The sequence below is a fragment of the Streptomyces sp. NPDC008092 genome (assembly GCF_042957285.1).
In the GTDB taxonomy this organism is placed as follows: domain Bacteria; phylum Actinomycetota; class Actinomycetes; order Streptomycetales; family Streptomycetaceae; genus Streptomyces.
This window is the reverse complement of record NZ_JBIBHY010000005.1, coordinates 588,988-615,295: the sequence shown is the minus strand read 5'-3', so window position 1 is coordinate 615,295 and position 26,308 is coordinate 588,988. Positions and strand designations below refer to the sequence as shown.

The 26,308-nt window shown below is 72.7% G+C and carries 21 protein-coding genes and 1 tRNA gene; 9 read left to right on the top strand and 13 right to left on the bottom strand.

Going from position 1 to position 26,308, the window contains the following annotated elements:
* The first annotated feature begins 32 nt into the window (after nucleotides 1-32).
* On the top strand, nucleotides 33-1,700 hold the full coding sequence (locus ACFZB3_RS19195) for a DoxX family membrane protein (protein WP_391376804.1): 1,668 nt from the start codon (nucleotides 33-35) through the stop codon (nucleotides 1,698-1,700).
* A 288-nt stretch (nucleotides 1,701-1,988) separates the two neighbouring features.
* Here the strand turns inward: ACFZB3_RS19195 and ACFZB3_RS19190 are convergent, their stop codons facing one another.
* From ACFZB3_RS19190 to ACFZB3_RS19180, 3 genes are all read right to left on the bottom strand, one after another.
* Nucleotides 1,989-2,720, bottom strand: coding sequence for a sugar phosphate nucleotidyltransferase (locus ACFZB3_RS19190; protein ID WP_391376803.1), 732 nt, complete (start codon nucleotides 2,718-2,720; stop codon nucleotides 1,989-1,991).
* An 85-nt stretch (nucleotides 2,721-2,805) separates the two neighbouring features.
* Nucleotides 2,806-3,267 carry a hypothetical protein gene (locus tag ACFZB3_RS19185; protein WP_391376802.1) on the bottom strand — a complete coding sequence of 154 codons (462 nt, stop codon included), beginning with the start codon at nucleotides 3,265-3,267 and terminating at the stop codon, nucleotides 2,806-2,808.
* 261 nt (nucleotides 3,268-3,528) lie between these two features.
* A complete protein-coding gene (locus ACFZB3_RS19180; RefSeq protein ID WP_391376801.1) occupies nucleotides 3,529-4,665 on the bottom strand; it encodes a sn-glycerol-3-phosphate ABC transporter ATP-binding protein UgpC in 1,137 nt (378 codons plus the stop codon).
* A 229-nt stretch (nucleotides 4,666-4,894) separates the two neighbouring features.
* Between ACFZB3_RS19180 and ACFZB3_RS19175 the strand changes: the two genes are divergently transcribed.
* Nucleotides 4,895-4,968: transfer RNA gene (locus tag ACFZB3_RS19175), tRNA-Thr, on the top strand.
* Nucleotides 4,969-4,971: 3 nt separating this feature from the next.
* Here ACFZB3_RS19175 and ACFZB3_RS19170 read toward each other — a convergent pair.
* The 3 genes from ACFZB3_RS19170 to ACFZB3_RS19160 all read right to left on the bottom strand — a co-directional run bounded on the left by ACFZB3_RS19170 (nucleotide 4,972) and on the right by ACFZB3_RS19160 (nucleotide 8,325).
* Nucleotides 4,972-6,390, bottom strand: coding sequence for an FAD-dependent oxidoreductase (locus ACFZB3_RS19170; protein ID WP_391376800.1), 1,419 nt, complete (start codon nucleotides 6,388-6,390; stop codon nucleotides 4,972-4,974).
* Nucleotides 6,391-6,399: 9 nt separating this feature from the next.
* Nucleotides 6,400-7,056, bottom strand: a complete 657-nt coding sequence (locus ACFZB3_RS19165; protein WP_391376799.1) for a rhomboid-like protein — start codon at nucleotides 7,054-7,056, stop codon at nucleotides 6,400-6,402.
* Nucleotides 7,057-7,350: 294 nt separating this feature from the next.
* Nucleotides 7,351-8,325 (bottom strand): zinc-binding dehydrogenase, encoded by a 975-nt coding sequence (locus ACFZB3_RS19160; protein WP_391376798.1) that lies wholly within the window; start codon nucleotides 8,323-8,325, stop codon nucleotides 7,351-7,353.
* 148 nt (nucleotides 8,326-8,473) lie between these two features.
* Here ACFZB3_RS19160 and ACFZB3_RS19155 point away from each other — a divergent pair, with 148 nt between their 5' ends.
* Entirely contained in the window at nucleotides 8,474-9,160 is a 687-nt protein-coding gene (locus ACFZB3_RS19155; RefSeq protein WP_391376797.1) for a pentapeptide repeat-containing protein, read from the top strand.
* A gap of 56 nt (nucleotides 9,161-9,216) precedes the next feature.
* Here the strand turns inward: ACFZB3_RS19155 and ACFZB3_RS19150 are convergent, their stop codons facing one another.
* From ACFZB3_RS19150 to ACFZB3_RS19125, 6 genes are all read right to left on the bottom strand, one after another.
* On the bottom strand, nucleotides 9,217-14,463 hold the full coding sequence (locus ACFZB3_RS19150) for a hypothetical protein (protein WP_391376796.1): 5,247 nt from the start codon (nucleotides 14,461-14,463) through the stop codon (nucleotides 9,217-9,219).
* Nucleotides 14,464-14,580: 117 nt separating this feature from the next.
* Nucleotides 14,581-15,081, bottom strand: a complete 501-nt coding sequence (locus ACFZB3_RS19145; RefSeq protein WP_391376795.1) for a hypothetical protein — start codon at nucleotides 15,079-15,081, stop codon at nucleotides 14,581-14,583.
* A gap of 79 nt (nucleotides 15,082-15,160) precedes the next feature.
* Nucleotides 15,161-15,700: a GNAT family N-acetyltransferase gene (locus tag ACFZB3_RS19140; protein ID WP_391376794.1), complete on the bottom strand. Its 540-nt coding sequence runs from the start codon at nucleotides 15,698-15,700 to the stop codon at nucleotides 15,161-15,163.
* Nucleotides 15,701-15,794: 94 nt separating this feature from the next.
* Nucleotides 15,795-17,462 carry a hypothetical protein gene (locus ACFZB3_RS19135; protein ID WP_391376793.1) on the bottom strand — a complete coding sequence of 556 codons (1,668 nt, stop codon included), beginning with the start codon at nucleotides 17,460-17,462 and terminating at the stop codon, nucleotides 15,795-15,797.
* A 174-nt stretch (nucleotides 17,463-17,636) separates the two neighbouring features.
* Nucleotides 17,637-18,494 (bottom strand): helix-turn-helix domain-containing protein, encoded by an 858-nt coding sequence (locus tag ACFZB3_RS19130; RefSeq protein ID WP_391376792.1) that lies wholly within the window; start codon nucleotides 18,492-18,494, stop codon nucleotides 17,637-17,639.
* A 350-nt stretch (nucleotides 18,495-18,844) separates the two neighbouring features.
* Nucleotides 18,845-19,216 carry a winged helix-turn-helix transcriptional regulator gene (locus ACFZB3_RS19125; RefSeq protein ID WP_391376791.1) on the bottom strand — a complete coding sequence of 124 codons (372 nt, stop codon included), beginning with the start codon at nucleotides 19,214-19,216 and terminating at the stop codon, nucleotides 18,845-18,847.
* Between the two features lie 92 nt (nucleotides 19,217-19,308).
* On the opposite strand from ACFZB3_RS19125, the gene ACFZB3_RS19120 reads away from it, so the two are divergent.
* Entirely contained in the window at nucleotides 19,309-20,148 is an 840-nt protein-coding gene (locus ACFZB3_RS19120) for an NAD(P)H-binding protein (protein WP_391376790.1), read from the top strand.
* A gap of 174 nt (nucleotides 20,149-20,322) precedes the next feature.
* Here the strand turns inward: ACFZB3_RS19120 and ACFZB3_RS19115 are convergent, their stop codons facing one another.
* Complete coding sequence (locus ACFZB3_RS19115; RefSeq protein WP_089101822.1) at nucleotides 20,323-20,898, bottom strand: TerD family protein; 576 nt, start codon at nucleotides 20,896-20,898, stop codon at nucleotides 20,323-20,325.
* A 184-nt stretch (nucleotides 20,899-21,082) separates the two neighbouring features.
* Here ACFZB3_RS19115 and arfB point away from each other — a divergent pair, with 184 nt between their 5' ends.
* The 5 genes from arfB to ACFZB3_RS19090 all read left to right on the top strand — a co-directional run bounded on the left by arfB (nucleotide 21,083) and on the right by ACFZB3_RS19090 (nucleotide 26,255).
* The gene (arfB, locus tag ACFZB3_RS19110) at nucleotides 21,083-21,511 is read left to right on the top strand and encodes an alternative ribosome rescue aminoacyl-tRNA hydrolase ArfB (RefSeq protein WP_351703163.1); all 429 of its coding nucleotides are present in this window, start codon (nucleotides 21,083-21,085) and stop codon (nucleotides 21,509-21,511) included.
* 590 nt (nucleotides 21,512-22,101) lie between these two features.
* Complete coding sequence (locus tag ACFZB3_RS19105; RefSeq protein WP_391376789.1) at nucleotides 22,102-24,837, top strand: nitrate- and nitrite sensing domain-containing protein; 2,736 nt, start codon at nucleotides 22,102-22,104, stop codon at nucleotides 24,835-24,837.
* Nucleotides 24,834-25,265, top strand: coding sequence for a roadblock/LC7 domain-containing protein (locus ACFZB3_RS19100; protein ID WP_391376788.1), 432 nt, complete (start codon nucleotides 24,834-24,836; stop codon nucleotides 25,263-25,265). Before ACFZB3_RS19105 ends, ACFZB3_RS19100 begins: the two co-directional genes overlap by 4 nt.
* Complete coding sequence (locus ACFZB3_RS19095; RefSeq protein WP_391376787.1) at nucleotides 25,262-25,660, top strand: DUF742 domain-containing protein; 399 nt, start codon at nucleotides 25,262-25,264, stop codon at nucleotides 25,658-25,660. The genes ACFZB3_RS19100 and ACFZB3_RS19095 overlap by 4 nt, the downstream gene beginning before the upstream one ends.
* The gene (locus tag ACFZB3_RS19090) at nucleotides 25,641-26,255 is read left to right on the top strand and encodes an ATP/GTP-binding protein (RefSeq protein ID WP_391376786.1); all 615 of its coding nucleotides are present in this window, start codon (nucleotides 25,641-25,643) and stop codon (nucleotides 26,253-26,255) included. The genes ACFZB3_RS19095 and ACFZB3_RS19090 overlap by 20 nt, the downstream gene beginning before the upstream one ends.
* The last annotated feature ends 53 nt before the right edge of the window (nucleotides 26,256-26,308 follow it).

Below are 26,308 nucleotides of genomic sequence, written 5' to 3'. Positions count from 1 at the left end.
AGCAGTGTCCTAACTCCACGTCACTCGGTTAGATGAGTGTGGACACCAGAACACCCCGCACACCCACGGGCCGCTCGTCGGGATTCCGCTCCGGATTCGACTCCGGGCTCGACGACGCTCCCGCGCTGAGCATGGTGAAGGTGCCGAGCGATCCGGCGCAGGTCATCGTCAACCACGCGAGTTTCCGCGTGCAGTTGGGCGTATCGACACGGCGTACCCAATCCCCCCGGGTCGCACGGCACCTGAGCGCCACCGAGGACACCGCGCGCATCCCGGTCGTCGGCACGGCGGGCAGAGCGGGGGCGGCGCCCGGCCGGCGCCGCCCGGTCGTCTGGAGCGGCAAGTCCGCGCCCGACGACACCGGCGCCCACCGGCTGCTCCAGGCCGTCCGGGGCGGCAGCGTCCGGCACGCCGAGGAGCCCGCCGAACCGGCGGGCGCGACCCAGGTCATCCCGCGCGTCGACGACCGCTACGACGTTCTCGAACAGACCGTCGAGACGCCGATGGTCGGCCACCCGCGCTCCCCGGCCTCCGGCGAGAACCGGCTGCTCCCGAACATGCCGGCGGTGGGCAGCGCCTACGACGACCCGGCCTACGGCGATCCGGCGTACGGCGAACCGCCCTACGGCGACGACGAGTTCGAGGACTTCGAGGAGACGCGGTCGGCCCGCCGGGCCGGCGACGGCGACCCGGCCCGGCACGCCTACTACCCCGGCCGCCGGATGAACCTCGGGGTGGTCCTCCTCCCGCTCCGCATCTTCCTCGGCTTCATCTCCATCTACGCCGGCATGGGCAAGCTCTGCGACCCCGTCTACTTCGACGGCGGCAAGCGCGGCTCCATGGTCACCTGGCTCAACACGCTGCACCCCTGGGAGGTCGCCGAGCCGCTGCGCCAGTTCGCCCTCCAGCATCCGGTCGGCTCCGGGCTCGTCATCGCTTTCTTCCAGGTGATCGTCGGCGTCCTGACCGTCCTCGGCTGCTGGCAGCGGGTCGCCGCGGTGGTCGGCGCGCTGCTCTCCGCCGCGCTCATCGTCACCGTCAGCTGGAAGACCGTCCCCGCCTACGACGCCCCCGACATCATCTACCTCGCCGCCTGGTCCCCGCTGATCATCGCGGGCGCCCCCGTCTACTCCGTGGACGGCCGCCTCGCGGGCAGCGCCTGGCGACGGCTCGGCCCGCACTCCGACATCTGGGAGCTGCGCGCCTTCGTACTCCGTCGCGGCGCCCTGATCACGGGCATCACCATCGGCCTCACCCTCCTCGTCGGCTCGCTCCTGGGCGGCGCGGTCCGCGACTCCAGCCGGGTGGTCGTCCCCGGGCCCGGCGAGGCGCCCCGCAACAACCTCCCCGGTTCCCCGCTGCCCGGTGAGTCGGCCAAGTCCCGGCAGAAGGCTCCGTCGGCGTCCACGGCTCCCTCCGGGGGTGTCACGGCGAGCCCCTCGCAGGCGGCGACCACCCCGGGTGCCGACCGCACCACGAGCGGCGCCACCACCACGACGCCCAGCGAGACCCAGGGCACCACGGGCCAGGCCCCGCCCCAGCACACCGCTCCCGCGCCGACGACCGCGGGCCCGACCTCGGGCGGCGCCGCGACCGGCGGCTCGTCCACCACGACCGGCGGCAGCGGCACCGGCACCGGAACCTCCGGCGGCGCCTCCTCCTCGGGCCAGCCGGGCCTGGTGGGCGGCCTCCTCGGCTGACGGCCGCTTCCTGCTGACGCAGCCCCGCGCTGGAGAGGCGCGGGGCTGCGGCGTACCGGGCGTACCGAAGGGGCGCGCTGCGCCGTCTGCCGACCGCGGCACCGTCGTGGCTTGTCGCGCAGTTCCCCGCGCCCCTTACGGGGCACCACCGAACCGCCCCCTTCAAGGGGCGCGGGGAACTGCGCGAACAGCTCCCACGTACCCGCAGCCGACGAACTGCCGGTCACACCCCCCTAAGGGGCGCGGGGAACCCCGCAGCCGACGAGCCGGCCGCACCTCCCCTTCGGCCTACCGCCCGAGCGCGGCCAGTTCCTTCGCTGCCTCCGTCAGGTCCTTCGCGGTGTCGATCGCCCGCCAGTACGCCCCCTGCGGGATCGGGAACCCGGCCAGCTGCCGGCTCCGTGCCAGGTGCGGGAACGTGGTGCGCTCGTGGTCCCCCCGCTCCGGCAGCATCGCGGCGAACTCGGGAGAGAAGACGTAGACGCCGGCGTTGATCTCGAACGTCGACGGCGGTGACTCGATGAAGTCCGTGATGTGGCCGAATCCGTCGGTCTGCACGGCGCCCCACGGGATCCGCGGCCTGGCCAGCGCCAGCGTCGCCACCGCGTCCCGCTCCGTGTGGAAGTCGGCCATGTCGCGCAGCGAGAACCGCGTCCAGATGTCGCCGTTCGTGGCGTACCAGGGCCGGTCGGAGTGGGGAAGGTGCGCGGCCGCGTACTTGAGGCCGCCGCCCCGGCCCAGCGGCTCGGTCTCCACCACCGTGGTGACGGAGAGCGGCAGGTCGGCCGTCGCCAGCCACTTCTGCAGGACCTCGGCGAGATGGCCGCAGGAGACCACCACGTCGGTGACGCCCTCCTCGGCGAGCCAGGTCAGCTGGTGGCCGATGATCGGCGTGCCCGTACCCGGGATCTCGACCATCGGCTTGGGCCGGTCGTCGGTGTACGGACGAAGCCGTGAGCCCTGGCCACCTGCCAGGACCACGGCTTGAGTGGGGCGCAACGCGGCGTTCGGATGGGTCATGCCCGAACTGTACGTGGCGCCCCGGGGCCGGCTTCCAGCCGCAGGGGTCCTCTTAGGGAGCCATTACCTGCTTACCGACCGGCACTCAGCTGTGCGCGGCCAGCACGCCCGACGCGAAGGACGTGTCGCAGACCGGGCGGGCGTACGACTGGGCGCGCGAGGCGCCGTACATCCGCACCGCGGCCCGGCCCAGCGCGCGGGCGATGGACGTGCAGTGCCGCGCCAGCGACGGGTGGCCGTTGACCGCCTGCTGGAGGTGGGTGAGGACCTGGCCCGGGTTCTTGTCCTGGAGCTCGGTCATCAGCTGCTCGCGCAGCACGTCCTGCGGGGCCTGGGCGACGGCCTTGGAGGAGACCTGCGCGTCGGTCACGTCGGTCGCGGTGAGCACCGAGCTCCGCGGGGACCCGGTCCAGTTGACGCGGGTGACCGCGAGGGTCCCGGAGAGCACCAGGACGACGGGCAGGACAAGGGCGAGAGTGCGGCCGATCCGGCGGGCAGGGCCGCCCCGGTGGCCGCGTCGTGTCTGTGGGGTGGTGGAGTGCTTCACGCGTGTGAGGGTAGCGTGCGGTAATGATTTGGCGACATTTAGTCACCGGTTCGGGGGATGGAGAAGCCCCGTGTTTTGGGTACGGGGTTGACGCACACTGCTCGAAAACCACCCGCTTGCCGGGGTAAATCGGGGCAACGGAAAGGGCCCCGCAGCAGGTCGCGGGGCCCTTTCCGTCAACCTGGGTGAATTCACCCTGGTCACAGGTTTCTCTGCTTGATCGACGCCTGATCGACCGGTCGGATCGCTCAGTCGGATCGCTCAGTCGGAGAGACGCTCACCCGTGGACGTGGAGAACACGTGGGTCTCGCCCGGCCGCGGCACGACGTGCAGCGTGGCGCCCTTCTCCGGGACCGCGCGGCCGCTGACGCGGACGACCAGGTCCTTGAGGTCGTCGCCGACCTTGGCGCTGCCGTAGACGTAGCCGTCGGCGCCGAGCTCCTCGACGACGTTCACGGAGACCGCGAGGCCGGCCGGGGCGTCCTCGGTGTCCTTGGACAGGGCGGAGGCGGCCTCGCCGTTGTGCTCGACGACGTCGAAGTGCTCGGGGCGGACGCCGACGGTCACCGTGCGGTCACCCTTGTCGGCGGCGGCCTGCAGCGCCTCACGGCTCACCGGCACCACGCTGTTGCCGAACTTCACACCGCCGTCGGTGATCGGGACCTCGACCAGGTTCATGGCGGGGGAGCCGATGAAGCCGGCGACGAAGAGGTTGGCCGGGCGGTCGTACATGTTGCGCGGCGAGTCGACCTGCTGGAGCAGACCGTCCTTGAGGACCGCGACGCGGTCGCCCATCGTCATGGCCTCGACCTGGTCGTGGGTGACGTAGACGGTGGTGATGCCGAGGCGGCGCTGCAGCGACGCGATCTGCGTACGGGTCGAGACACGGAGCTTGGCGTCCAGGTTGGACAGCGGCTCGTCCATGAGGAAGACCTGCGGCTCACGGACGATGGCGCGGCCCATCGCGACACGCTGGCGCTGACCGCCGGAGAGCGCCTTCGGCTTGCGGTCCAGGTACTCGGTGAGGTCGAGGATCTTCGCGGCCTCCTCGACCTTCTGCCGGATCTCCGCCTTGTTGACGCCGGCGATCTTGAGCGCGAAGCCCATGTTGTCGGCGACGCTCATGTGCGGGTAGAGCGCGTAGTTCTGGAACACCATGGCGATGTCCCGGTCCTTCGGCGGCAGGTGCGTGACGTCGCGGTCACCGATGCGGATGGCGCCGCCGTTGACGTCCTCCAGGCCCGCGAGCATCCGCAGCGAGGTGGACTTGCCGCAACCCGACGGGCCGACCAGGACGAGGAACTCGCCGTCCTCGATCGCGATGTCGAGGCCGTCGACGGCGGGCTTGGTGGAGCCCGGGTAGATCCGGGTCGCCTTGTCGAACGTGACAGTGGCCATGGCTCAGAGGCCCCCTTCTACCGGCAGGAACGTGCCGGACGATCCGTTGTAGGAAGGTGGTTGGTGTAGTCCACTCGGGTAGTCCACGCGAGTGAACTGGATCAGGACGGTACCTGGCGTTCACCCTGTATGTCAGTACCTGGAGGCCTGTGAACTTCGCGGAAATTTTCGACAGGCCGCACCCGGGACCTGGGTACACTGCACTGGCACGCACCCCGGGTGCGCGCACGCCTCCTTAGCTCAGCTGGTCAGAGCGCCGCTCTTGTAAAGCGAAGGTCGTCGGTTCGAATCCGACAGGGGGCTCTTTCAGTGCCTCCCCGCCACCCGGTCCGCCACTCGGGCCAGTCGGGACGACTCGGTGCTCGGGTGGAGGCGTTCGCGCTGGTCGGCCGCGCGGTAGGTGGCGTACATGCCCTGGACGCCGAGCCAGCGGAAGGGCTCCGGCTCCCATTTGCGGACCTTGTGGTTCACCCAGGGGAGTTCGGTGAGGGCGGTGCGGCCGGCCTGGCCGGAGTCGAGCTGGACGAGGTCGCGCAGGGTGCGGGCGGCCAGGTTGGTGGTGGCGACCCCGGAACCGACGTAGCCGCCGGCCCAGCCGAGCCCCGTCGTACGGTCCAGGGTGACGGTCGCGCACCAGTCCCGCGGCACCCCGAGCACCCCCGACCAGGCGTGCTCGACCGCGACAGCCGCCAGGGACGGGAAGAACCGGACGAGGATCTCGCGCAGCGCCTCGATCGTCGCGTCCTGCGTGCGGCCGTCGTTGTCCGTCCGCGAGCCGAACCGGTACGGCACCCCGCGCCCGCCGAGCGCGATCCGCCCGTCGGCCGTGCGCTGCGCGTACATGTACGCGTGCGCCATGTCGCCCAGCGTCTCCCGGCCCTCCCAGCCCACCGACGCCCACTGCTCCGCCGTGAGCGGCTCGGTGGCGATCATCGAGGAGTTCATCGGCAGCCAGGTGCGCTTCTGGCCCTTCAGGTTCGCGGTGAAACCCTCGGTGCAGCGCAGGATGTAGGGGGCGCGGACCGTGCCGTACGGCGTGACGGCGTGCCGGGGCCGGATCTCGGTCACCGGGGTGGACTCGTGGATGTCCACGCCGAGTGCCGCCACGGCCGCCACCAGGCCCTTCACCAGCTTCACCGGGTGCAGGCGGGCGCCGTGCGGGGTCCAGGTGCCGCCCACCGCGTCGGCGACGCGGATCCGCTCCCTGGCCTCCCCGGCGCCGTACAGCTCGCGGTCCTTCTCGCCGTACGACAGCTCGTGCTCGTGGAACGCCTTCAGGCGGGCCAGCTGGGCCGGGGTGGTGGCGACCTCAAGGACCCCGCCCTTGTGCAGGTCGGCGTCGATGCCCTCGGCGGCGGCGACCGCCACGACCTCGTTGACGGTCTCGTTCATGGCCTTCTGGAGGCGTACGGCGGCCTCGTGGCCGTGCAGCGCGGCGTACCGGTCGCGGCCGGCGATGCCGTTGTAGAGCCAGCCGCCGTTGCGGCCGGAGGCGCCGTAGCCGCAGAACTTCTGCTCCAGGACGGTGACCCGGAGGAAGGGCGCGGCCTTCTTCAGGTAGTACGCGGTCCACAGTCCGGTGTAGCCGCCGCCCACGATCACCACGTCCGCCGAGGCGTCACCGGCGAGCGGCTCCCGTACCGCCGGGAGGCCGTCGTCCGCGTACCAGAAGGAGATGCCGCCGTTGACGACGCTGCCTGCCGACCTGCTTGCCGAGCTGCTCATGTGCGGACGTTAACCCTTGAGCGCGGCCAGTGTCTCCTTCGGATTCCATGCTTTTCCGCGCCCTCTGACCAGCGGATAGCAGGCGAGACCGATCAGTGCCGCGACGAAGTGTCCGAGGTCGGTGAAGGTCGGCGACTCGGTCAGCGGCAGCCCGTAGACGAGGAGGACGGCCCCGAGGTACGGGTACCGCCAGGGGGTCGCGATCCGGTACGCGAGCACCGCGATCACCCCGGCCAGCGCGTAACTCACCCCGATGTCCAGGGTGTTGACCGCGGAGTGCGGGACGATGCCGTCGTGGATCCCCTTCAGCAGCGCGCCCTCGCTGATCAGGGTGGCCAGGACGTGCGCGATCACGCACACCGCGAGCCAGCGGACGGTACCCAGCCAGCGTTCCGCCGACGCGTGGAAGACGGTGTAGAGGAAGGCGTACGGCACCCAGTGCCCGCCCTCGATCCACATCGCGCTGGCGACCAGCACCCGCACCGGGTTGTCCGAGAGTTCCCGGATGTTGGTGGACCGCTGCCGCAGGAACTGCTGCTCGAACTCCGGTGACATGCGGTGCAGCGCGAAGGCCGTCACGAAGAGGATCGCCAGCCAGATGTACGTACCGGGGGCGCTGCGGACGTATGCCCACACCGTGCCGCCGAGTCCCCGGAGAAATCCCATGAGGCGATTCATGCACGGCGGCAACGCCGGGTGTGTGATTGACATTCCGGATGAGCCGGTCGCCGAGGAGGTCGGGGGGCCGTGCGGTCGGGCGGCAGCGGCGCCGTCGTGGCTGGTCGCGCAGTTCCTCCCCCAGCCTTCGGCCGGGGGTACCCCCAGCGCCCCTGAAGGGGCGCCTGCCGTGGCGCCCCGTAAGGGGCGCGGGGAACTGCGCGAGCAACCCGCCACGACCCGCACTCCACATCGGACCGGCGCTACAGCGGCCCGTCACGGCACGGCCGCTCCCGCGCGCCGTCACGGTTCCAGGACCACCTTTCCGATGGTCGCCCGGGTCTCCAGGGCACGGTGTGCGGCTGCCGCCTCGGTCAGCGGGAAGCGGGTCACGGCGGGGCGCAGCCGGCCCTGGGCGGCCTCGGCCAGGGCGCGGAGTTCGAGGGTGCGGAGCGGGTCGGGGCCGCCGGTCCGGCGGAGCATCGCGGGGCCGAGGACGAACTCCGACAGCCCTTCGACGACGTGCCCGCCGCCGGCCGCGATCCCCTCCGCCGACCAGCCGAAGACGAGGTGCCGGCCGCCCTCGCCGAGCAGGGCGACGGCCTGCCGGGCGACCTCGCCGCCGACGCCGTCGAGGACGACGGTGACCGGTCCGGAGCGGGCCCGGACCTCGGCGGGCCAGCCGGGGTCGGTGTAGTCGAGGGCGAGGTCGGCGCCGTTGGCCCGGACCCGCTCGGTCTTCCCGGGGCCGCCCGCGAGGCCGATCACGGTGGCGCCCGCGTGCTTGGCGGCCTGGACGAGCAGCGTGCCGATGCCGCCGGCGGCCGCCGGGACGAGGACCACCGACTCCGGCCCCGGCTCGGCGAACTGCAGGATGCCGAGGGCCGTGCGGCCCGTGCCGATCATGGCCACGGCCTCGGGGAAGCCGAGGTTCTCCGGGATCTCATGCAGGCGTTCGACCTCGGTGACCGCCAGCTCGGCGTAGCCTCCGGGCGCGAAGCCGAGATGGGCGACGACGCGCCGCCCGAGCCACCGCCCGTCGACGCCGTCGCCGAGCGCCTCGACCACCCCGGCGACCTCGCGGCCGGGGATCGTCGGAAGTTCCGTCGGCCGGGGTGCCGGGCCCTGGTGGCCCTGGCGCAGCGCCGTGTCGAGCAGGTGGACACCGGCCGCGGCGACGGCGATCCGCACCTGGCCAGGACCCGGCACCGGGTCCGCCACCTTCTCGTGGACGAGGTTCTCGGCAGGGCCGAAGGCGTGCAGAACGATGGCGTGCACAGGGACTCCCGCAGGTGATGGCTGGTTCGGCGGTTCGGCGGTTCGGGGGTTCGACTGTTCGGCCTCAAGTGCGCTTGAGGTCAAGGGCGGGCCGTCGCCGGGTTCGCGGGCAGCGGTGATTGTCAGTGGCGGCCTGCACTATGGGGGCATGGCGAGGACAGCGGCCGGTGGGGCCGGCGGAGGCAGGGTGAAGGGTGCGCGGCGGCCGGAGGTGCGGCTGCCCGAGCTGGAGCCCTGGGGCGGTGGCGGGCTGGAGCCGGACGGGGACTACGACGGGCAGGCGTTCCGGGAGGTGGACTTCGCCGGTCAGGACGGGGCGGGCGCCCGCTTCATGGACTGTGCGCTGACGGAGTGCGCCTTCGACGAGACAGGGCTGCGGCACGCGCGCGTGCTGGACACGGTCCTCACCTCGATAAGAGGCGTCGGCACCGATCTGGCCGACGCGACCCTGCGCGACGTCGAGCTGGTCGACGCCCGGCTGGGCGGCACCCAGCTGCACGGTGCCGTCCTGGAGCGCGTGGTGATCCGCGGCGGCAAGATCGACTACCTCAACCTGCGCACCGCGAAGCTCAGGGACGTGGTCTTCGAGGGCTGCGTCCTGGTGGAACCGGACTTCGGCAACGCCGTGCTGGAGCGCGTCGAGTTCATCGGCTGCACGGTGAAGGGGGCCGACTTCAGGGGGGTGACGATGAAGGACGTCGATCTGCGGGGCGCCGCGTCCCTGGAGATCGCGACCGGGGTGGAACGGCTGGCTGGGGCGGTGATCAGCATGTCCCAGCTGCTGGATCTGGCACCGGTACTGGCGGCACAGCTGGGGATCCGCGTCGAGAACTGACGGACTCCAGGGACTGCGCGACCAGCCCCCACCGGCCCGCAGCCGTGAACCGGCCTTCAGCTCGCCGGCGGCACCGGCGCCGCCTTCTTCCGCAGCCCCAGATGGTCGTCCGGGTCCTGAAGCCGGTCCGGCTGCGCAGCAAGCATGCGGCGGACCGCCGGTTCCGGCATGCGGATCACCACCGGCCGGGGCAGGGCCAGCTCCCGTACGGCGGTGCCGGTACGGCCCGAGCGGACGCGGTTGGTCACCCGCGCCACCACCCGCACGTCCAGCGTGAACTGGACCAGGACCGACGCCGACTTGGGCTTGTGCAGCGGCATCGAGCCGGACGCGTTCACCGCCGTGTCGGCCGCGCCGCCCGCACCACCGGCGTTGCCCATCATCTGGTTGAGGCGGAACTCGTCGGCGTTGAGCAGCCCCGCGCCCGCGAGGCCGCGCGCCGACCGGCCGTGGTCGGCGGCGCTCAGGCCGTCCGTCTGGGTGGGCCGGGGCGCGTCCAGGTGGCTCTGCCCCACCGTCTCGAAGGTCATCTTGTCGCCGACGCCCAGCACCCGCCCGTCCCGCAGCCGCGCGTGCAGGGACGCCCGCAGGTCCTGGCCCTCCACCCCGGTGGCGTGCACCGGCGGCAGCTCCGCCCCGGCCGAGGTCAGCAGCGGCAGCGCCGCGAGCAGCCACTCGGTGGAGACGGCCTCCTGCAGGGTGTACGCGGCGGCCTGGCCCTTGGACCGGAAGCGGTCGCCGCCGCCCGCCTCGCGGACCGCGGAGCCGACCAGCTCCCGTACCTGCGGGGCCCCTTGGAAGCCGTTCACCTGCGCCTCCATCGGCAGCCGCACACCGCCGGAGCGCCAGCTGCCGATCGCGGCCGGGCGGGCGTCACCCGGGCCGGGAGCCGGAGCCGCCGGCTGCGGGCGGGGCGCGGTCAGCCGGCCGAGGGCGGCGAGGTCCTTGTCCAGTACGCGGTGGGTCACCGCCTGGCGGCCCAGCGAGACCAGCGCCAGCCGGCGGTCGCCGCGGTGCAGTTCGAGGGTCGCCTCGATCGGCACCCGCATCTTCGACGACTTCGCGGTCTTCGCCTCCGCGACCGTCTTCATGCCGAGCTGGCCGCGGCTCGCCGTGCCGGAGCGCCGTGAGCCGCCCGAGCCGACGCCGAGCCCCGCCGCACCGCCCGTGCTCTTCAGCTGCCCGGCGCCGCCGTCCGGTTTGCCGGAGCCGGCGAAGATCCCCTCGACACCGGTCGACACACCCTCGTCGTGGGTGGCGGCCTGCTGGGCGACGGCCGCGGTGATGTACTCCATGTCCCGGCCGTCGTCCGCGGCACCGTCGTAGGCGCCGTCGGCGAGCCGGTTGACCTTGAACACCGCCCAGTACGGGGTCTTGCGGCCGTCGAACAGCTCGACGGTGACCCCGCCGTCCATCGCGCCGGACAGCAGTCCCGCGCTGCCGTCGCGGTCCAGGACGCGCAGCAGCCGCTGCACGTTGTCGTTGCGGTCGGCCAGTTGCTGCCGGGGCAGCAGGTCGTCGGCGAGGCTCTGCTGCCCGCTCTCCGCGAGGCGGGTGCGCAGCCGGGCCAGCAGCGGCACGAAGTTCGGCAGGTTCTCGACCATGCCGAAGCCGAGAGGGAGCGTGCGGGCGAAGGAGGGGCCGGCGGTGCGCGGCGCCGCGGACGTGGTCGATCCGGCCGCGTCCCCTTTGCTACGGCCCCCTGTCTGTACCCCTTCCCGTGCCCCTTCCCGGGCCTCGCGCTCGGCGCCCGCCCGGCTGCTCTCGGCCGCCCGGGAGTTTTCCGCCGGCCGCTGCCCCGGCTGCCGGGACGACGACGTCATCGGCGCCGGTTCGGGGTCGAGCTTCAGCTGCCGGCGGATCGGTGCCGGCAGCTGCGCCTCCGTCAGCCACACCGCCGCCTCGGCCGGCAGGGTGCGGGCGGCCGTCGCCACGTAGGGGCCGCCGCCGGTGACCGCGACCTCGGCGACCATGGTGACGAGCAGGTCGCACTGGACCAGGTAGAGCGGCGCCTTCTTCGGGGTGTGGGCGTTGCGCTCGACCGTGCCGGACAGCGCCGTGGACCGGGCGTCGCCGCGGCTCGTGGTGCGGTTCCCGGAGAGGCCCTGGCCCAGCCGCCACTCGGCGTCGTTCTCCGAGCCGGTGGCGCCGAACTGCCATGTGCTGGTGGTGCCCTGCCCCTCCTGGCCGGCCGCCTGGTGGCCGCCGAGCACGAAGGTCTCGGTGCCGGGACCCGCGCCCCGGTGCAGGAACTTCGGGTTCGTCAGCGTGAGCCGGGTGCCGACGGCCCCGTTCAGCGCGGCGAGCCGCCGCGGATAGCGCAGGTTCTTCACCACCCACCCGGAGGACGCGGCCTGCCGCAGCGACGCCGTGATGGCCTGCGGCCCGAACCGCTCCTCGATCGCCAGCCGCGGCGCGAGCCCCTCCGTCTGCAGCGCGGGATCCTCGCGGACCCCCTTGTTGCGGGCGGCGGCCTTGGACAGCAGCTGGAAGGCGAGGTCCCGGACGGCCTGTCCGTCGCCGACCGTCTCCACCAGCTGCCAGTCCCGCAGCGGCTGCCCGACCGACGGCCGGGGCACGAGGCCGGCCAGGTCGCCGATGCCCTCGGCGGCGACGGCGTGCTCGGGGCGCGGGGCCTGTGCCCGGCGCCGGCCGCCCACCGCGTCCTGCCGCCGCTTGCCCTCCTCGTCGAGGGTGAACTCCGTGGGCGTGACCAGCCGTACGTCCTGCTCGTCCAGATGCAGGTCCGCCAGCTGCCTCGCCTCGGGCGCGTGCCGGCCCGGGGCGCCGGGGGTGAGGGCGCGGCCCAGCTTGCGCTGCCGGGAGGTCATGGTGACGTCGACGTCGAAGCGCAGGGCCGCCCCGAAGGTGCCGGCCTTCTCGGAGCCGTTGGTGAGGACGTCCGTGCGGGTGGTGGGGCCGGCCTGGTTGCGGCGGGTGCCGGTGCTGTGCCTCTCGTAGCGGGCCGAGCCGGTCAGGATGCCGGGGACGATCCTGGCCTGCCCGAGGACCAGACCGCCGATCGAGCGCGAACTGCCGCGTCCGCTCTGCGCGTTCGCGGTGACACCGGAGTGGCTGCGCACCAGCCAGTCGTCGGTGTCGCCGAGGTAGCCGGTCTCGCGGAGCTGCCCGCGGACGTGGACCTGCACGTCGTGGGAGTGCAGGGTGGTCTTGCGGCGCAGCCGCACCCGGATGCCGGTCGTGGTCAGCTGGTCCTTGTTGACCCGCAGGTTGGTCTCGGACAGGGCGGCCATCAGCTCGCGGTGGTTGCGCCGCTGGAGGGCGGCCTCCTCCTTGGACGGCGGTGTGGGGCGCGCGTCGGTGCCGAAGGCGGGCAGGTAGCCGGCCAGCTGGGGATCGGTCGCGAACAGCTGCTGCACGGCCCGCACCAGGGGGCGGGTGTCGAGCTGGCTGAGGGTGACGCTGGAGCCCATGGCGCCGAACGGGAGGTGCCGTTCGACGTCGGTCTCGTTGCCGTCCTCGTCGGTCCGCTTCGGCTTCTCGATGAACTCCTTGGGCTTCTTGCCCTCTTTGCCCTCTTTGGCGTCTTTGCCATCTTTGGCCTCGGCGCCGGGCGGCAGCGGGAGCCCGAGCGACCGCGCCTCGTCGGCCCGCAGGCTCATCCACACCCGCATCGAGTGCGTGGCGACCCGTGTCCCGGGGCGCAGGACCATCTCGGCCGAGCGCGGCCCCGTGCCCTCCGCGGTGAACCGGACGGTCGCGAGGTAGAGCACCTTGTCGCCGCGCACCTCCGCGCCCTGGCGGCTGGAGACGGTCTGCTCGGCCACGGTGAACCGCGCCTTGCGGGCCGCCGCGACCGGCATGGCCGTACCCCGCAGGACGGCGGCGCTGCCGGCCACGCCGACGCCGATGGCCGGGCCCAGGCCGCCGGTGAGGGCGCGCCCCTTGCCCGCGCTCTCGGTGACCGTGTGCTGGGTCTGCTGGTGGGTGCGCAGCTGGGTCCCGCCGGTGCCCCAGGCGGGGGACATGCCGGTGATCTCGGCGTGCAGGCGGTAGCTGCCGACGCTGCTGCCGTCCTTGGAGGCGAGGTCCTCGCCGGTGACGCCGTCGCGCAGCAGCCGGGGCAGGTCCTCCAGGACGGTCGCGGTGGAGGTGGCCTCGTAGAGCCGCGCGCGGCCGGGCGCCCCGGCAGCGGTCAGCGAGGGGTGCAGGACGGAGGAGACGGCGTCGAAGAGCCCGCCGCCGCCCTGGTGCGGGGCACCGGCGTCGGTGACGGCGACCGGGGCCATGGAGTCGGCGAGCGAGACGCGCCGGGCGGTGTCCGGGCCGACGGCCTCCGGGGCGGCGGGCGCCTCGGTGCCGGCCGGGACGAGGTGTTCGGTGGGCACCCGCTGGGTCAGGGCGCCCGAGCCGTGGAAGGTCTGCGCCTGCTGGGTGCCCTGCTTCTTGATCCGTACGCCGTACCGCACCTTGCGCGGTGCCTCGACCGAGCCCTTCTCGCTGCGCAGCACCCGGGGTTCGGCCACGTTGCGCTGGCTGCGGGACTCCCGTGAGGACTGCCAGGGCTGTGCGTTCAGCAGGCCGGCGCCGCCCAGCCAGAGCCCCGGCACGACGGGCGCGAGCCCGAAGGCCATGCCGCCGGCGCCCTTGCTGGAGCTGCCGCTCGCGGTGGTCGCGACGGTGGTGGCGGTGTTGTGCTGGACGTCGACCTTGGTGTCCTTGCCCTCGGTGTCGTCCACCGCGGCGAGCGGCGCCCCGTCCGGGTCCGGCGCGGTGTTCGCGAGCAGGTCCCCGGGGTGGAAGACGGGCGGCCGGTCGTCGGGGGCGCGGGAGACGGTGACGGTGACGTCGTACCACTCCTTGCCGGTCCTGCCCCTGACGGCGAAGGCGCGGCCCTGCCCGTAGAACGACTCGGGGCGTCCGGCGAGCTCGGCGCCGATCTCGGCGACCGTGCCGTCGCCGTGCCCGACGACGGCGGCCACGGCGTTCCGTACGAACTCGTGCCCGGTCAGCCCGTACGCCGTGGACAGCCCGGCGGCCTGGAAGTCCATCAGGTACGGCGGCAGTACGAGGCCGGGGCCGGTGTTCTCCTCCTCGACGGTCGCCACGGGCCGCACCGGCCGGCTGCGTACCGCGGGGGGCCGCGCGACGCCCTTGCCCTTCGCGTCCCGCAGCGCCAGCGTGGCGGCCGTGTTCCCGGCCTTCCCCTGGAGGGCGCGCATCACGTCTTCCGTGGGCCCGACAGGGACTCCGGAGTCGACGGGCGCGGCGGTGGCCGGTGCCCGGGAGGCCTCCGAGGAGGCGTCCTTTCCGCTGTCGCCTGCCTTTTGCTGCGTCCGCACGGAGTCAACGTAGGCGCGGCCGGGGCGGCGGGAACGCCTTCCGCGTCACATGTCACCCCCGCCTCGACAGGTGGTCAACCTCCGTACACCGTACGGTCGTTCAACGGGCCGGGACGGCTACGACACCCTCGGGAAACGGGCCTGGAGCGTCCAGATCGCCGGGTTGTCCGCCAGCCCCTCGTGCAGGTCGGTGAGGTCGGCGATCAGGTCGTGCAGGAAGTCCCGGGCCTCCCGGCGCAGTTCGGCGTGGGAGAAGGTGAGGGGCGGCTCCTCGGCCGGCATCCAGTCCGCCTCGATGTCCACCCAGCCGAACCGGCGCTCGAAGAGCATGCGGTCGGTGGACTCGGTGAAGTCGAGCTCCGCGTGCTGGGGCCGGGCGGCCCGGGACCCCGCCGGGTCGCGGTCGATGCGCTCCACGATGTCGCACAGCGCCCACGCGAAGTCCAGCACCGGAACCCATCCCCAGGCTGTGGACAGTTCCCGGTCCGCCTTGGTGTCGGCGAGGTAGACGTCCCCGCAGAACAGGTCGTGACGCAGCGCGTGGACGTCCACGCGCCGGTAGTCCGTCTGGGGCGGGTCGGGGAAGCGGTTGGAGAGGGCGTAGCCGATGTCGAGCACGTACCGATGGTGTCATGGCGCCGTGGGGCTGGTCGCACAGCTCCTTGCGGCCCCGAGGGGTTGCGGTCCGGCGTGCCGGCTACGCGCCCTCGGCCAGCTCCTTGCGCAGTACGGCGCACGGCCGGCCGTGTCCGCGGTCCGGGCGGTGGCCGGTCACCTCGTATCCCAGGGCGGTCCAGAAGGCGAGGCCCTTCGGGTTGTTCTCCAGTACGGCGAGGCGCACGGCGCTGCGGCCCGCCGCCCGGAACCGTTCCTCGACGCCCTCCGCGATCCGCCGCCCGTACCCCTTCCCCTGCGCCCCCGCGTCCACCATCAGCAGTCCGATCCACGGGTCCGGGTCGGCCGGGTCGGGGTCGGACGGGTCGGGGTGCCGGTCCAGCGTGACGACCACGCCGACCAGCCGCCCCTCGGCCCGCGCGAGCAGCACCTCCGCGTCCGGGTTCGCCAGCTCGTCGGCCAGTGCGGCGGCCACCTGTTCCGGCCGGATGTCGTCCGGGTCCGGGAAGTCGCCGCCGAGTGCGTGGAACTCCCGGTCGGCGGCGTACAGGGCGGTGAGTTCGGTGAGGACCGGGGCCGGGATGTCGTGGTCGGGGGTGCGGGGGACGGGGGCGAGGATCATGCGGGCAACCTATCCGGCGGAACAGGCCGGGGCGTGGCCTCGGCCCGGCCTGCGGTTCGGGTGGGTCCCTCGGGCGGTCACCGGCGGCACGGGCTCAGCGGACGTCCACGAAGTCCTGCGCCGAGCGGCTGGCGAAGTGGGTGCTGTTGCCCGCGTAGTCGATCACCCAGGTGCCGTCCTTGGCCGCCTTCGGCTTGGCGGTGAAGTGGCCCGTGCTGTTCGTGGTCGCGGTGGTCACGGTCTTCCAGGTGGTGGAGCCGGTCGCCCGGAACAGGACGGCGACCCGCTGACCGCCGTACGCCTTCCAGGCCGTGGTGTCGTGCTGCAGAACCCCCGTCACCGTGAGGGTCTTCCCCTTGGCGACCGGCTGCGGGGTGATCTTCAGCGAGGTGACCCGGCTGGCGGTCCGTGACTTCTTGACCGCGCTGGTGACCTGGTCCTGGTAGGCCGTGGAGGCGCGGTGGTGGGCCCGGTACCAGCCGGAGGCACGGTTGGCCGCGGCGATCGAGAACGAGCCGTCGGCCGCGGCCTTGCCGGTGGCCACACGGGTCCATCCGGTACGTCCGTTCGCCGAGTACTCCAGGTCCACGGCCTGGCCGGCCGGACCGGGCGAACGGCTCACGGTCGCCGCCAGTGTGCCGGCGGCCGTGACCTTGTGGTCGGCGCCCAGCGTGGCCTTGAAGCCCTTGATCGACAGCGGCATCCGCACCTGCTGGGTGACGTCGCCCCAGGCGTTGTCGAAGTAGGGGGCCTCCGAGGACGTGCTGAGCGAGAAGGAGCCGGGACGGGTGACGGTGACCTGCACGCTGTACGAGCCGTCGGCGCCGGTCACCGTGCTGGTGGTGACGGCCGGCGCGGAGCCCCCGTCGCTGTAGGTCACCTGGATCGTGCGGCCCGCCAGGGGATGCACGGTGTACGGGCTGACCTGCTCGGTCCAGGTCGCCTTGCCGGACAGGGTGACCGTGGCGCCGGAGTCCACCGGGGAGGCCGAGGTCCTGGCGCCGAGGCTGACGGCGCCGTCGATCCGGCCGAGGTCGGGCGCCAGTTTGCAGGTGGTGGTGCCCGTGACGTGCGCCGCGGCATCGGTGCCCGGGTTGGCGGTCACGGTGATCCAGGCGCTGCCCGCCACGGTGACCGGCCGGCTGAAGGTGCCGTCGGCGGCCAGCGGGGCATCCGCCGTCTCCGGGTCCGTCTCGGTCTCGTCCCGCCATCTCACGGTCGCGAGGCCGGTGTACGGCTGGAGCCGGCCGGTGTAGGGCTCGCGGCCGAGCACCGTGCCGGAGACGGTCACCGTGCGGTGGTCGGCGTCGGACGCGGCCCGGTCGGTGCGGGCCGCCTGGACGACCGGCTGGACGGTGTAGTCCACGACGCCGTACAGCTCGGTGGACAGGCCGGGGTGGTTGATGAGCGGCGCGTCGACGTAGGCGCTCCAGGTGCCGTAGGCGTCGAGGTGGATCGGTCCGTCGGTCTGCCAGGTGTTCGCGGCACCGCCGGGCACCCAGCTGACCGGCACCGTCCACGAGCCGACGTGCAGTTCGGCCGGCAGGCTGTTCACGCTGGTGTCCAGCTTGAGCACCACCACGCCGCGCTGGTTCGGCAGGCTGTGGAGGTCGCCGTTCTGCCTGGTGGAGTCGTCGGTCGAGGAACAGGCGGGCACCGTCACGGCCGCCGCGGACGGGGCCGCGGCCGTCGCCGCGGTCGCGGAAAGGAGCGCGGCAGTGACAGCCGCGGTCAGGTTCCTCGGTACCGAAGTCTTCGTCATGCGCACGATCATGACCATCGACCGGTCAAATGACCTGATCGCGCACGGGAGTTGTGGCGAACATGTGACCTCGGCGGTCAGAGGTTTTCGTAGCGGGGCAGACCGTCCGCCGCGATGGTCATGGCGCTCGCTCCTCGTCTTCTGTGCCCAGGGGCAAGGATCGTCGCTTTCATGCTAGGTCTCCTCCGGGAGATCCGTTCGGCAGTCGCGGCAGAGGCCGGGTGCCGGGGCGCGGAAGCCTCGGTCGCAGCTGTCGCAGTTGTGGATCCGGGTGGGTACGGCTGGTGGCGGAGCCGGTGCGCGGAAGGGCGGTGGCGCGGGCAGGCGGTCCCTCAGGCGGTGGGCCAGGAGGGCGGCGGGCCTGTGGAGCGGTTCGGCCGGCAGGCTCGCGGTCAGGGCGTGCCGTACGGCGCTGGGGGCGATGTCGCGCTCCAGCCAGGCCGCGACGCCCGGGGCCAGATGGTCGGCGTCGGCGGTCGACAGCAGCAGCCGAGAGTCGTGGCGGCGGAGGTCCGCGAGCAGGTCCAGGGCCTTCTGGAGGAGCACGGGGGAGGGGCAGGCCGGGCGCGGCACGGGTGGGAGCGCCTTGCGGGCGGGCTTCTGCGGTGGCTTCGGCCGTGCCGCGGCTTCGGTCCGGCGGGCGCGGCTGCTGTGGCCGGGCCGGTTGCAGAAGACCGTGCGGGTGATGATGCGGCCGTCGGGCAGGCGTACGCGTTCGCGGCGCAGGTACCCGACGGCCTCCAGCTCGCGCAGCGCGGCCGCGATGCGGGTCCTGCCCTCCTTCAGGCGCTCCGCCAGCGTCTTGATGTCGACCCGGGCACCGGCCGGAAGGGACTGGATGTGCACGCCGATCCCGACCGCGAGCCCCGACAGGTCGGGGTGCTGGGCCAGGTCGTTGCCGACGACTGTGAAGTGCGAGGTGTGGCGGGTGTTCTCGTGAATGAGCCCGCCGCCGGACCCCCGGTTCGGGTGCTTCTTAGTGGCAACACGGGGCTGGGCGCAGGAGGGCGCGCTAGGGTTTTCGGTATCCATCGGGAAGGGTTTCGCTTCCTGGGTGGTCAGGCCCTCGCACTGGGATTGCCGTCCCGGCGGGGGCCGAAGTCTTTCTGCGGTTGTTGCGCTGAGCGTAGGGCACGCAACCCGCCTCAAATCCAGCCCACTTGGGCATATTCACTCGCGGGAGTGACTCTGGGCGACGGGCGGGAGGGGTGGGGCTTGGTGGGGTTCTTTCTCCCCGTTTCGTTCCTTTGGCGGTGACGTCCCTCGCGGCCGCGGCCCGCGTTCCCGGGCTGCGGCGACACCCCGGTCCCGGCCCGTGCCGTCTTGCGCGGGGGCGGGGGCGGGGGCGGGGATCACGCGGGCAGCCTGTCCGGGCGGGCGGGCTACTCCGTGCTGGGCGACGACAGTCGCAGTGTGATCCGGTCGAACAGTTCGGTGAGCGGCTCGCTGACCTCGCGGCCGAACTCGGTCAGCCCGTAGGTGACCTGAGGCGGTGTCGTCGGCTCGACCTTCCGCCAGACCAGGTCGTCCTGGACCAGCGCGCGGAGGGTCTGGGCGAGCATCTTCTCGCTGATGCCGTGGATGCTCTCGCGCAGCTCATAGAACCGGAGGTCGTTGCTCCGCAAGGAGATCAGCACCCAGATGCCCCACCTGCTGGTCACATGGTCGACCATGTCGCGCGCCGGGCAGTCGGTGTGAAACACGTCATACCGCTCGCCGGCCTCGGTCCGTGTGAACTGCGCGCCTTCCGCCATGTGATGAGCTTACCTTCAGGTATGTCCTTACTGAAAGTAAGCCCGGCTCCCTAGCGTGAACGTCGCAGAGGAAATCCGACGAGGAGCTGATCATGATCGTGGTGACCGGGGCTACCGGGAATGTGGGCCGGCCGTTGACGCGGGCGCTGGCCGAGGCGGGCCAGGAGGTGACGGCTGTGTCGCGGCACGCGGCGACGGTGCCGGACGGTGTCCGCCACCTGGCGGCCGACCTGGCCGACCCGGCCGGCCTTGAGCCCGCGCTGGCCGGGGCGAAGGCACTCTTCCTGTTGTTGTCCGGAGACATGCACGCCCCCGGGGCCGACCCGGCCGACATCATCGGCCTGGCCGCGGCCCACGGGGTGCGCCGGGTCGTCCTGCTCTCCTCGCAGGGCGTGGCGACCAGGCCCTTCGGGCCGACGCGGATCGCGATGCGGGCGCTGGAGGACACACTGCGCGGGTCCGGCCTCGACTGGGCCGTCCTGCGGCCGGGCGGTTTCGCGTCCAACGCCCTGTGGTGGGCCGGGTCCGTCCGCGCACGGCGCGTCGTCGCCGCACCCTTCGGCGACGTCGGGGTGCCGATCGTCGACCCGGCGGACATCGCCGAGGTCGCGGCGGCCTGCCTGCTGGACGACCGGCACACGGGCGCCGTCTACGAGCTGACCGGCCCGGAGGTGATCACCCCGCGCGGGCAGGCGGAGGCCATCGCCGCCGCGCTGGGCTCACCCGTGCGGTTTCACGACCTCACCCGCGACGAGGCCAGGGCCGCCATGGTCCAGAGCATGCCGGCGGAGCTGGCCGAGGACACCCTCGACATCCTCGGCTCGCCGAACCCGGCCGAGACACGCGTCAGCCCGGACGTCCAGCGGGTCCTCGGCAACGCCCCGCGTCCCTTCGCGGACTGGGCCGTCCGCAACGCCGCCGCGTTCCGCTGAGCCCGGGCGGCCCCGCGGGATCCGCTCGGCGTGCCCGGCGAGGCGCTCCGGCGGGGTCGGCGGTCCGCTCCGGCGTTCCCGCACGGTCCCGCCCGCGGACTGGGCGAAAGCCGGGAGCCCCCGGCCGCAACCACCCGGCCAGGGGCTCCCGCACAGCGCAGCGTGCCGCGTGTGTCAGACGTTGACGCCGAAGTCCTGGGCGATGCCCACCAGGCCGGAGGCGTAGCCCTGGCCCACCGCGCGGAACTTCCACTCCGCGCCGTTGCGGTACAGCTCGCCGAAGACCATGGCCGTCTCGGTCGCCGCGTCCTCGGAGAGGTCGTAGCGGGCGATCTCGGCGCCGCCGGCCTGGTTGACGATGCGGATGTAGGCGTTGCGGACCTGGCCGAAGTTCTGCGAGCGGGTCTCCGCGTCGTAGATCGAGACCGGGAAGACGATCTTGTCGATGTCGGCGGGCAGGCCGGCCAGGTTGACGTTGATCGCCTCGTCGTCGCCGGCGCCCTCGCCCGTGCGGTTGTCGCCGGTGTGGACGATCGTGTTGTCCGGGGTCTGCTTGTTGTTGAAGAAGACGAAGTGGGCGTCGGAATAGACCTTGCCCTGGGTGTTGACCGCGATCGCCGAGGCGTCGAGGTCGAAGTCCGTGCCGGTGGTGGTGCGGACGTCCCAGCCGAGGCCCACGGTGACGGCGGTCAGGCCCGGAGCCTCCTTGGTGAGTGAGACGTTGCCACCCTTGGAGAGGCTTACAGCCATGGTCGGGAGTCCTTTCCCTCGTTTCGCGTACGACCGTGCGGCGCGTACGGGCTTGAAGCTACAGCTACCCGTATGAACGCCACGAGGGGTACCGAAGGTTCCACCTCGCTTTACTTTCTTTACCGAACGGGTGACAGACGATATTCGCGTGACGTGTGCCGGTCAGGCGCGCGACCATGGGGACATGTCCGGTCCTTACGTCATCCGCGGCTCCGTCTCGCTCCCCGAGGCCGAGCTCAACTGGCGTTTCTCGCGGTCCTCCGGGCCGGGCGGCCAGCACGTCAACACCAGTGACTCGCAGGTGGAGCTCCGCTTCGACCTCGCGAACACCGAGGCGCTGCCGCCGGTCTGGAAGGAGCGGGCGCTGGAGCGGCTGGCGGGGCGGCTCGTCGACGGGGTGATCGTCGTACGGGCGTCCGAGCACCGTTCCCAGTGGCGCAACCGCGAGACCGCTGCCGTACGCCTCGCGGCGCTCCTCGCGGAGGCCACCGCGCCGCCGCCCAAGCCGCGCCGCCCGACCCGGATCCCGCGCGGGATCAACGAACGCCGGCTGCGGGAGAAGAAGCAGCGCTCGGAGACCAAGCGGGGTCGGACCGGCCGCGACTGGTCGTAACGCCGGCTCCGTGGACTGCCGGCCTTCCGGCCTTCCGGCCGGTCCGCCTGCCGGTATACGCAGTCGAGAACGAAGATCTGTTCGTGGCGTCCGGCGGCGAGGCTGCCGGCCTGCCCGTGGACCGCTCGCCGCCGGAATCCGGAGCCGCGGTGGCGGACGGGGCCGCTGAGGCGCCGTCAACCGCGTCTGAGCTGCTGAAATCCTGCCAGGTGGCTGGTTCGTGGCCGCGGCGCGACGGCTGCCCGGAGAACCGGACGGGCGCCGGGCGGATCGTCGCCGCCCCGGTCATGGCCCTGTCGGTCGCCGTCGGTCGCTGTCCGTCGTTCGCAGTCGCGGCCGGACGGCGGTTCCGGACCGGCCGGCCAGGACTCCGCTCCGCCACCCGGTGGATCCGCGGGGTGAAGGCAAAACGCTTACGGGCTTCACTCAATGTGGCTACTATCTGCCACCAGTCGCCGGACTTTGGCGATTTTTTCCTCATGGATGCACCGAACGGTGGGGGGAGTGTCCCTAAGGTGACCGGATTTGGCAGGTTTGGGGGCAGACGGGCCAGGGTCGCGGCCGTCGAGAACCAGCCATCGGACGCTGCTGTGCCGGCGTCAGCCGACCTTCTCTCCGGGCCGGCCGGCTCGGGCGGCAGCTCCGGCCGACTGCCCCTGCGCACCGTTCTGATCATCCTCGTGGTCGTACCGAGCCTCGCGCTGGCGCCCCTGTGGGGCCTGAGCACGTATCAGCTGGCCACCCGCTGGCAGTCGGAGAAGGCCCAGAGCGACCTGTCCGCCTCGCTGGGCCGGCCGTCGTCCGTCCTCTTCCAGTCCCTCGACGAGGAGCGGCGGCTCACCGCGGAGCTGCAGGCCGACCCCGGCGCCAAGGCCCGCGGCAGGCTGGCCGCGGCGCGGGCGGCGACCGACAAGGCGGTGACCGGGTTCCGCCCGGTGGCGGGCGAGAGCACCTCGCACGGGCAGCAGGGACTCGGCGCGGCCCTGTCCGCCGCCGTGCGCGATCTCGACCGGCTCGCCGCGCAGCGCCGGGCGGTGGACGCCGGGTCGGCCGGTCAGAAGGCGAGCTTCGACTACTACAGCGGCACCATCGACTCGCTGATCACCGTCTTCACCGCGCTCGGCCGCCGCAGCAACGCCGAGGCCGCCCTGCTGGCGAACACCCTGGTCGACCTCTACGGCGCCATCGACCGGATCGGACGCGAGGACGCCCTGCTCGGCCGCGACTGGCAGACCGGGCATCTGCAGGTCGACGAGTACGACGTGTTCGTCGATGCCGTCGGCGCTCAGGAGTACCTGCTCCAGCGGGTCGCCCTCGGCCTCACCGGTGCCGAGCGCGACGCGTACGAGAAGACGACGTCCGCCAAGTCGTGGAAGACCCAGCAGAGCCTGGAGGAGCAGGTCATCGTCGCCGGCCCCCACCACTCGCAGGGTGAGCTGGTGCTCGGCCAGATCCACACCCAGTGGCGCGCATCGGTGGACGCCAACCGCCCACGGCTGATGAACCTGGTGCTGGTCCGGGTCGCGCACCTCGACAAGGTCTCCGCCGACAGCGTCGGCCGGCTCCAGTGGATCCTGATCAGCATCAGCGCCGTCGGCCTGCTCGCCGTGGTCCTGGTCATCCTCACCAGCTGGCGTCTCACCGTCCTCCTGCGCCGGCGGATCTACGCCCTGCGCGAGGAAGCCGTGGGACTCCAGCAGCGGCTGCCCGACGTGGTGTCCCGGCTGGAGCGCGGCGAGAACGTCGACGTGGACCGCGAGGTCCGGCTGGTCGAGTCCACCCCCGACGAGCTAGGCGAGCTCGGGCGAGCCCTGAACGCGGCCAGCCGCAGCGCCGTGGCCACCGCGGTGCGCCAGGCCGAACAGCACCGCGGCTTCGAGCGGCTGCTCCAGCGGATCGCCCGGCGCACCCAGATCCTCATCGGCCTCCAGCTGCGGAAGCTGGACGAGCTGGAACGCAGGCACGAGGACCCCGAGGTTCTGGAGGGCCTGTTCGACCTGGACCACCTCACCGCCCGGCTGCGCCGCTACGAGGAGAACCTGGTCATCCTCGGCGGCGGCCAGCCGCAGCGCCGCTGGCGCAAGCCGGTCCGGCTGCTCGACGTGCTGCGCGCCGCGCAGGGCGAGGTGCAGGACTACCGCCGGATCTCGATCGACGTCGAGGACGAGCCGTGGGTGTCCGAGCGGGCGGTGGGCACGCTGGTGCACATCCTGGCCGAGCTGATGGAGAACGCCGCCGCCTTCTCCAAGCCGCCGACGCCGGTCGAGGTACGGGCCGCGCGGGTCGGCCGGGGCGTCGCGGTCGAGATCGAGGACCGCGGCCTGGGCATGGAGCCCGAGCACTACGCCGCCGCCAACGCGCTGATGGAGGCGCCGCCGCAGCTCGACGTGATGACCCAGGCCGACGACGTACGGCTCGGCCTGTACGTGGTCGCCCGGCTGTCGGCGGGCCTGGGCCTGCGGGTGGAGCTGCGGCCGTCCGCCTTCGGCGGCACCCGGGTGGTCGTACTGCTGCCGGAACAGGTGGTGGTGGAGGAGCCCCGCACGGCGTCCCAGCCGGGCGCGCTCCCCCCGGAGGTCCTCCCGGAGGCCCTCCCGCAGCCGGTCGGTCCGCGGCCGCACCCGCACGACGCCGGTACCGGTCCGCGGGCGCCGTACGAGGGCGGGCGGTTGCCCACCCGCGCCAGGGGACACGCGATGGCGAACGTCACCGCCTCCGGTCTCCAGCCGCCGGACGTGAACGAGACCGAGGTCGAGGCCCAGATCGAGGCCCAGATCGAGGCCGAGATCGTGAACGAGGTCGAGGCAGCTCTGTCCCCGTCCCCGTCCCCGTCGGCCACGGCGCGGCCGCTGCCCCAGCGGGTCCGCCAGGCCAGCCTGGCGCCCGAACTCCAGACCCCGGCGGAGCCGGCGGAACCGCATGAGCCCGAGCTCTGGACGATCCCGGACCGGCCCGGCCGGTCCGGGGCCACGATCGGCGCGTTCCAGCGGCAGTCCCGGCTGGCCCGCAGCGAGGGCGACCCGGACGACGGCACCGGCGGCGGCGCCACCGGCTACGGCACCGGCCGCAACCACGGCTACGGCCGCGGCCACGGTTACGACCGCAACCACGGCCACGGCGGCGACGACGACGGCGACAACGGCGGTCGCGGCGACGACGGCGGTCGCGGCGACAACGGCGGTGGCGGCGACAACAACGGCGGCGGCAACGACGGCAGCCGTGACAACGACGGCAGCGGTGACGGTACCGGCTTCGGCGGCGGCAAGGGCGAAGGGCCCGCCCTGCCGAACCGTTCCGGCTCTCCTAGGACGGATGATCGAGAATGACGCAGCGCACGACGGCCACCGACGTGGATCTGGACTGGCTCCTGGACGGCCTGGTCGACCAGGTCACGGGCACCCGGCACGCCATCGTGCTGTCGGACGACGGCCTGGTGATGAGCCGTTCGCGGACCATCGACCGCTCGGACGCCGAACGGCTCGCCGCGATCGCCACCGGCCAGCAGAGCCTCGCCCGCGGCGCCGGGCAGCTCTTCGGCGGCGGCCCGGTGCACCAGGTGATCGTCGAGATGGCCGGCCTGTGGCTGTTCGTGATCTCCGCCGGCCGCGGCACCCACCTGGCGGTGACCGCCTCCCAGGAGGTCGACGCCGAGCTGATGAGCGTCGCGATGCACACCCTGGTCCAGCAGGTCGGCCAGCGGCTGGGCACCGACGCGCGTACCCCGCCGTCCGATGACGCGGGGAGAGCCGGATGAGGCACTGGACCGAGGGGTTCGACGACGGTGACGCCGACGAGCAACTGGTCCGTCCGTACACGATCACCAGCGGGCGCACCACCCCGGAGCGGGCGGATCTGACGCTGATCACGCTGGTGACGACGCTGCCCGAGGTCAGCACACAGGCGGCGCTCGCGGTGCGCAGGATGCAGCCGGAGCACCGCACGATCCTCGGGCTCTGCCGGGAGGCCAAGGCGGTGGTGGAAGTCGCCGCCAAGCTGGGCCTCCCGGTGTCGTTGACCAAGATCCTCATCGGCGATCTGGTCGACTCCGGCTATATGTGGGCCCGTTCGCCGCAGCCGCTCACCCCGGCCGGCGGCCATCCCGACATGACTGTTCTCGAGGCGGTGAGAGATGGACTACGCAAGCTCTGACCACACGGCGGGCCGTACGGACACCGCTCCCCCGGCGGCTCCCCTGGCGGTGAAGATCCTGGTCGCCGGCGGGTTCGGCGTCGGGAAGACGACTCTGGTGGGCGCGGTGAGCGAGGTCGCCCCGCTGCACACCGAGGAGTACCTGACCCGGGCCAGCGTCGGTGTCGACGACCTGGAGGGGGTGAACGGCAAGTTCACCACCACCGTCGCGCTGGACTTCGGGCGGATCACCATCAGCGACGACCTCGTGGTCTACCTGTTCGGCACCCCCGGCCAGGAGCGTTTCTGGTTCATGTGGAACGACCTGGTCAACGGGGCGATGGGCGCGGTGGTCCTGGTCGACACCCGGCGGCTGGAGGTGAGCTTCGCCTCGATCGACTTCTTCGAGAGCCGGGGCATCCCCTTCGTCGTCGGCGTCAACTGCTTCCACGGGGTCCGCGACCGGACCGCGGAGGAGATCCGCGCGGCGCTCGCCCTCGACCCCCAGGTGCCGCTGGTGCTCTGCGACGCCCGCGACCGGGCGGACGGCCGCGATGTGCTGCTGGCGCTCGTCGACCACTTGATGGCGGCTCAGTCCACCACCACCGCCGTGTAGGCACGTCCGCGGGGGGGCGGGCACCGGGCGCCTGGGCCTGCTCCCCGGGCCTG

What these genes read in the sequence shown, in the direction of transcription:
- ACFZB3_RS19195 (WP_391376804.1), top strand. Translation starts at nt 33, where the DNA reads ATGAGTGTGGACACCAGAACACCCCGCACACCCACGGGCCGCTCGTCG.
- ACFZB3_RS19190 (WP_391376803.1), bottom strand. Translation starts at nt 2,720, where the DNA reads ATGACCCATCCGAACGCCGCGTTGCGCCCCACTCAAGCCGTGGTCCTG.
- ACFZB3_RS19180 (WP_391376801.1), bottom strand. Translation starts at nt 4,665, where the DNA reads ATGGCCACTGTCACGTTCGACAAGGCGACCCGGATCTACCCGGGCTCC.
- ACFZB3_RS19170 (WP_391376800.1), bottom strand. Translation starts at nt 6,390, where the DNA reads ATGAGCAGCTCGGCAAGCAGGTCGGCAGGCAGCGTCGTCAACGGCGGC.
- ACFZB3_RS19165 (WP_391376799.1), bottom strand. Translation starts at nt 7,056, where the DNA reads ATGGGATTTCTCCGGGGACTCGGCGGCACGGTGTGGGCATACGTCCGC.
- ACFZB3_RS19155 (WP_391376797.1), top strand. Translation starts at nt 8,474, where the DNA reads ATGGCGAGGACAGCGGCCGGTGGGGCCGGCGGAGGCAGGGTGAAGGGT.
- ACFZB3_RS19140 (WP_391376794.1), bottom strand. Translation starts at nt 15,700, where the DNA reads ATGATCCTCGCCCCCGTCCCCCGCACCCCCGACCACGACATCCCGGCC.
- ACFZB3_RS19135 (WP_391376793.1), bottom strand. Translation starts at nt 17,462, where the DNA reads ATGACGAAGACTTCGGTACCGAGGAACCTGACCGCGGCTGTCACTGCC.
- ACFZB3_RS19130 (WP_391376792.1), bottom strand. Translation starts at nt 18,494, where the DNA reads ATGGATACCGAAAACCCTAGCGCGCCCTCCTGCGCCCAGCCCCGTGTT.
- ACFZB3_RS19125 (WP_391376791.1), bottom strand. Translation starts at nt 19,216, where the DNA reads ATGGCGGAAGGCGCGCAGTTCACACGGACCGAGGCCGGCGAGCGGTAT.
- ACFZB3_RS19120 (WP_391376790.1), top strand. Translation starts at nt 19,309, where the DNA reads ATGATCGTGGTGACCGGGGCTACCGGGAATGTGGGCCGGCCGTTGACG.
- ACFZB3_RS19115 (WP_089101822.1), bottom strand. Translation starts at nt 20,898, where the DNA reads ATGGCTGTAAGCCTCTCCAAGGGTGGCAACGTCTCACTCACCAAGGAG.
- arfB (WP_351703163.1), top strand. Translation starts at nt 21,083, where the DNA reads ATGTCCGGTCCTTACGTCATCCGCGGCTCCGTCTCGCTCCCCGAGGCC.
- ACFZB3_RS19100 (WP_391376788.1), top strand. Translation starts at nt 24,834, where the DNA reads ATGACGCAGCGCACGACGGCCACCGACGTGGATCTGGACTGGCTCCTG.
- ACFZB3_RS19095 (WP_391376787.1), top strand. Translation starts at nt 25,262, where the DNA reads ATGAGGCACTGGACCGAGGGGTTCGACGACGGTGACGCCGACGAGCAA.
- ACFZB3_RS19090 (WP_391376786.1), top strand. Translation starts at nt 25,641, where the DNA reads ATGGACTACGCAAGCTCTGACCACACGGCGGGCCGTACGGACACCGCT.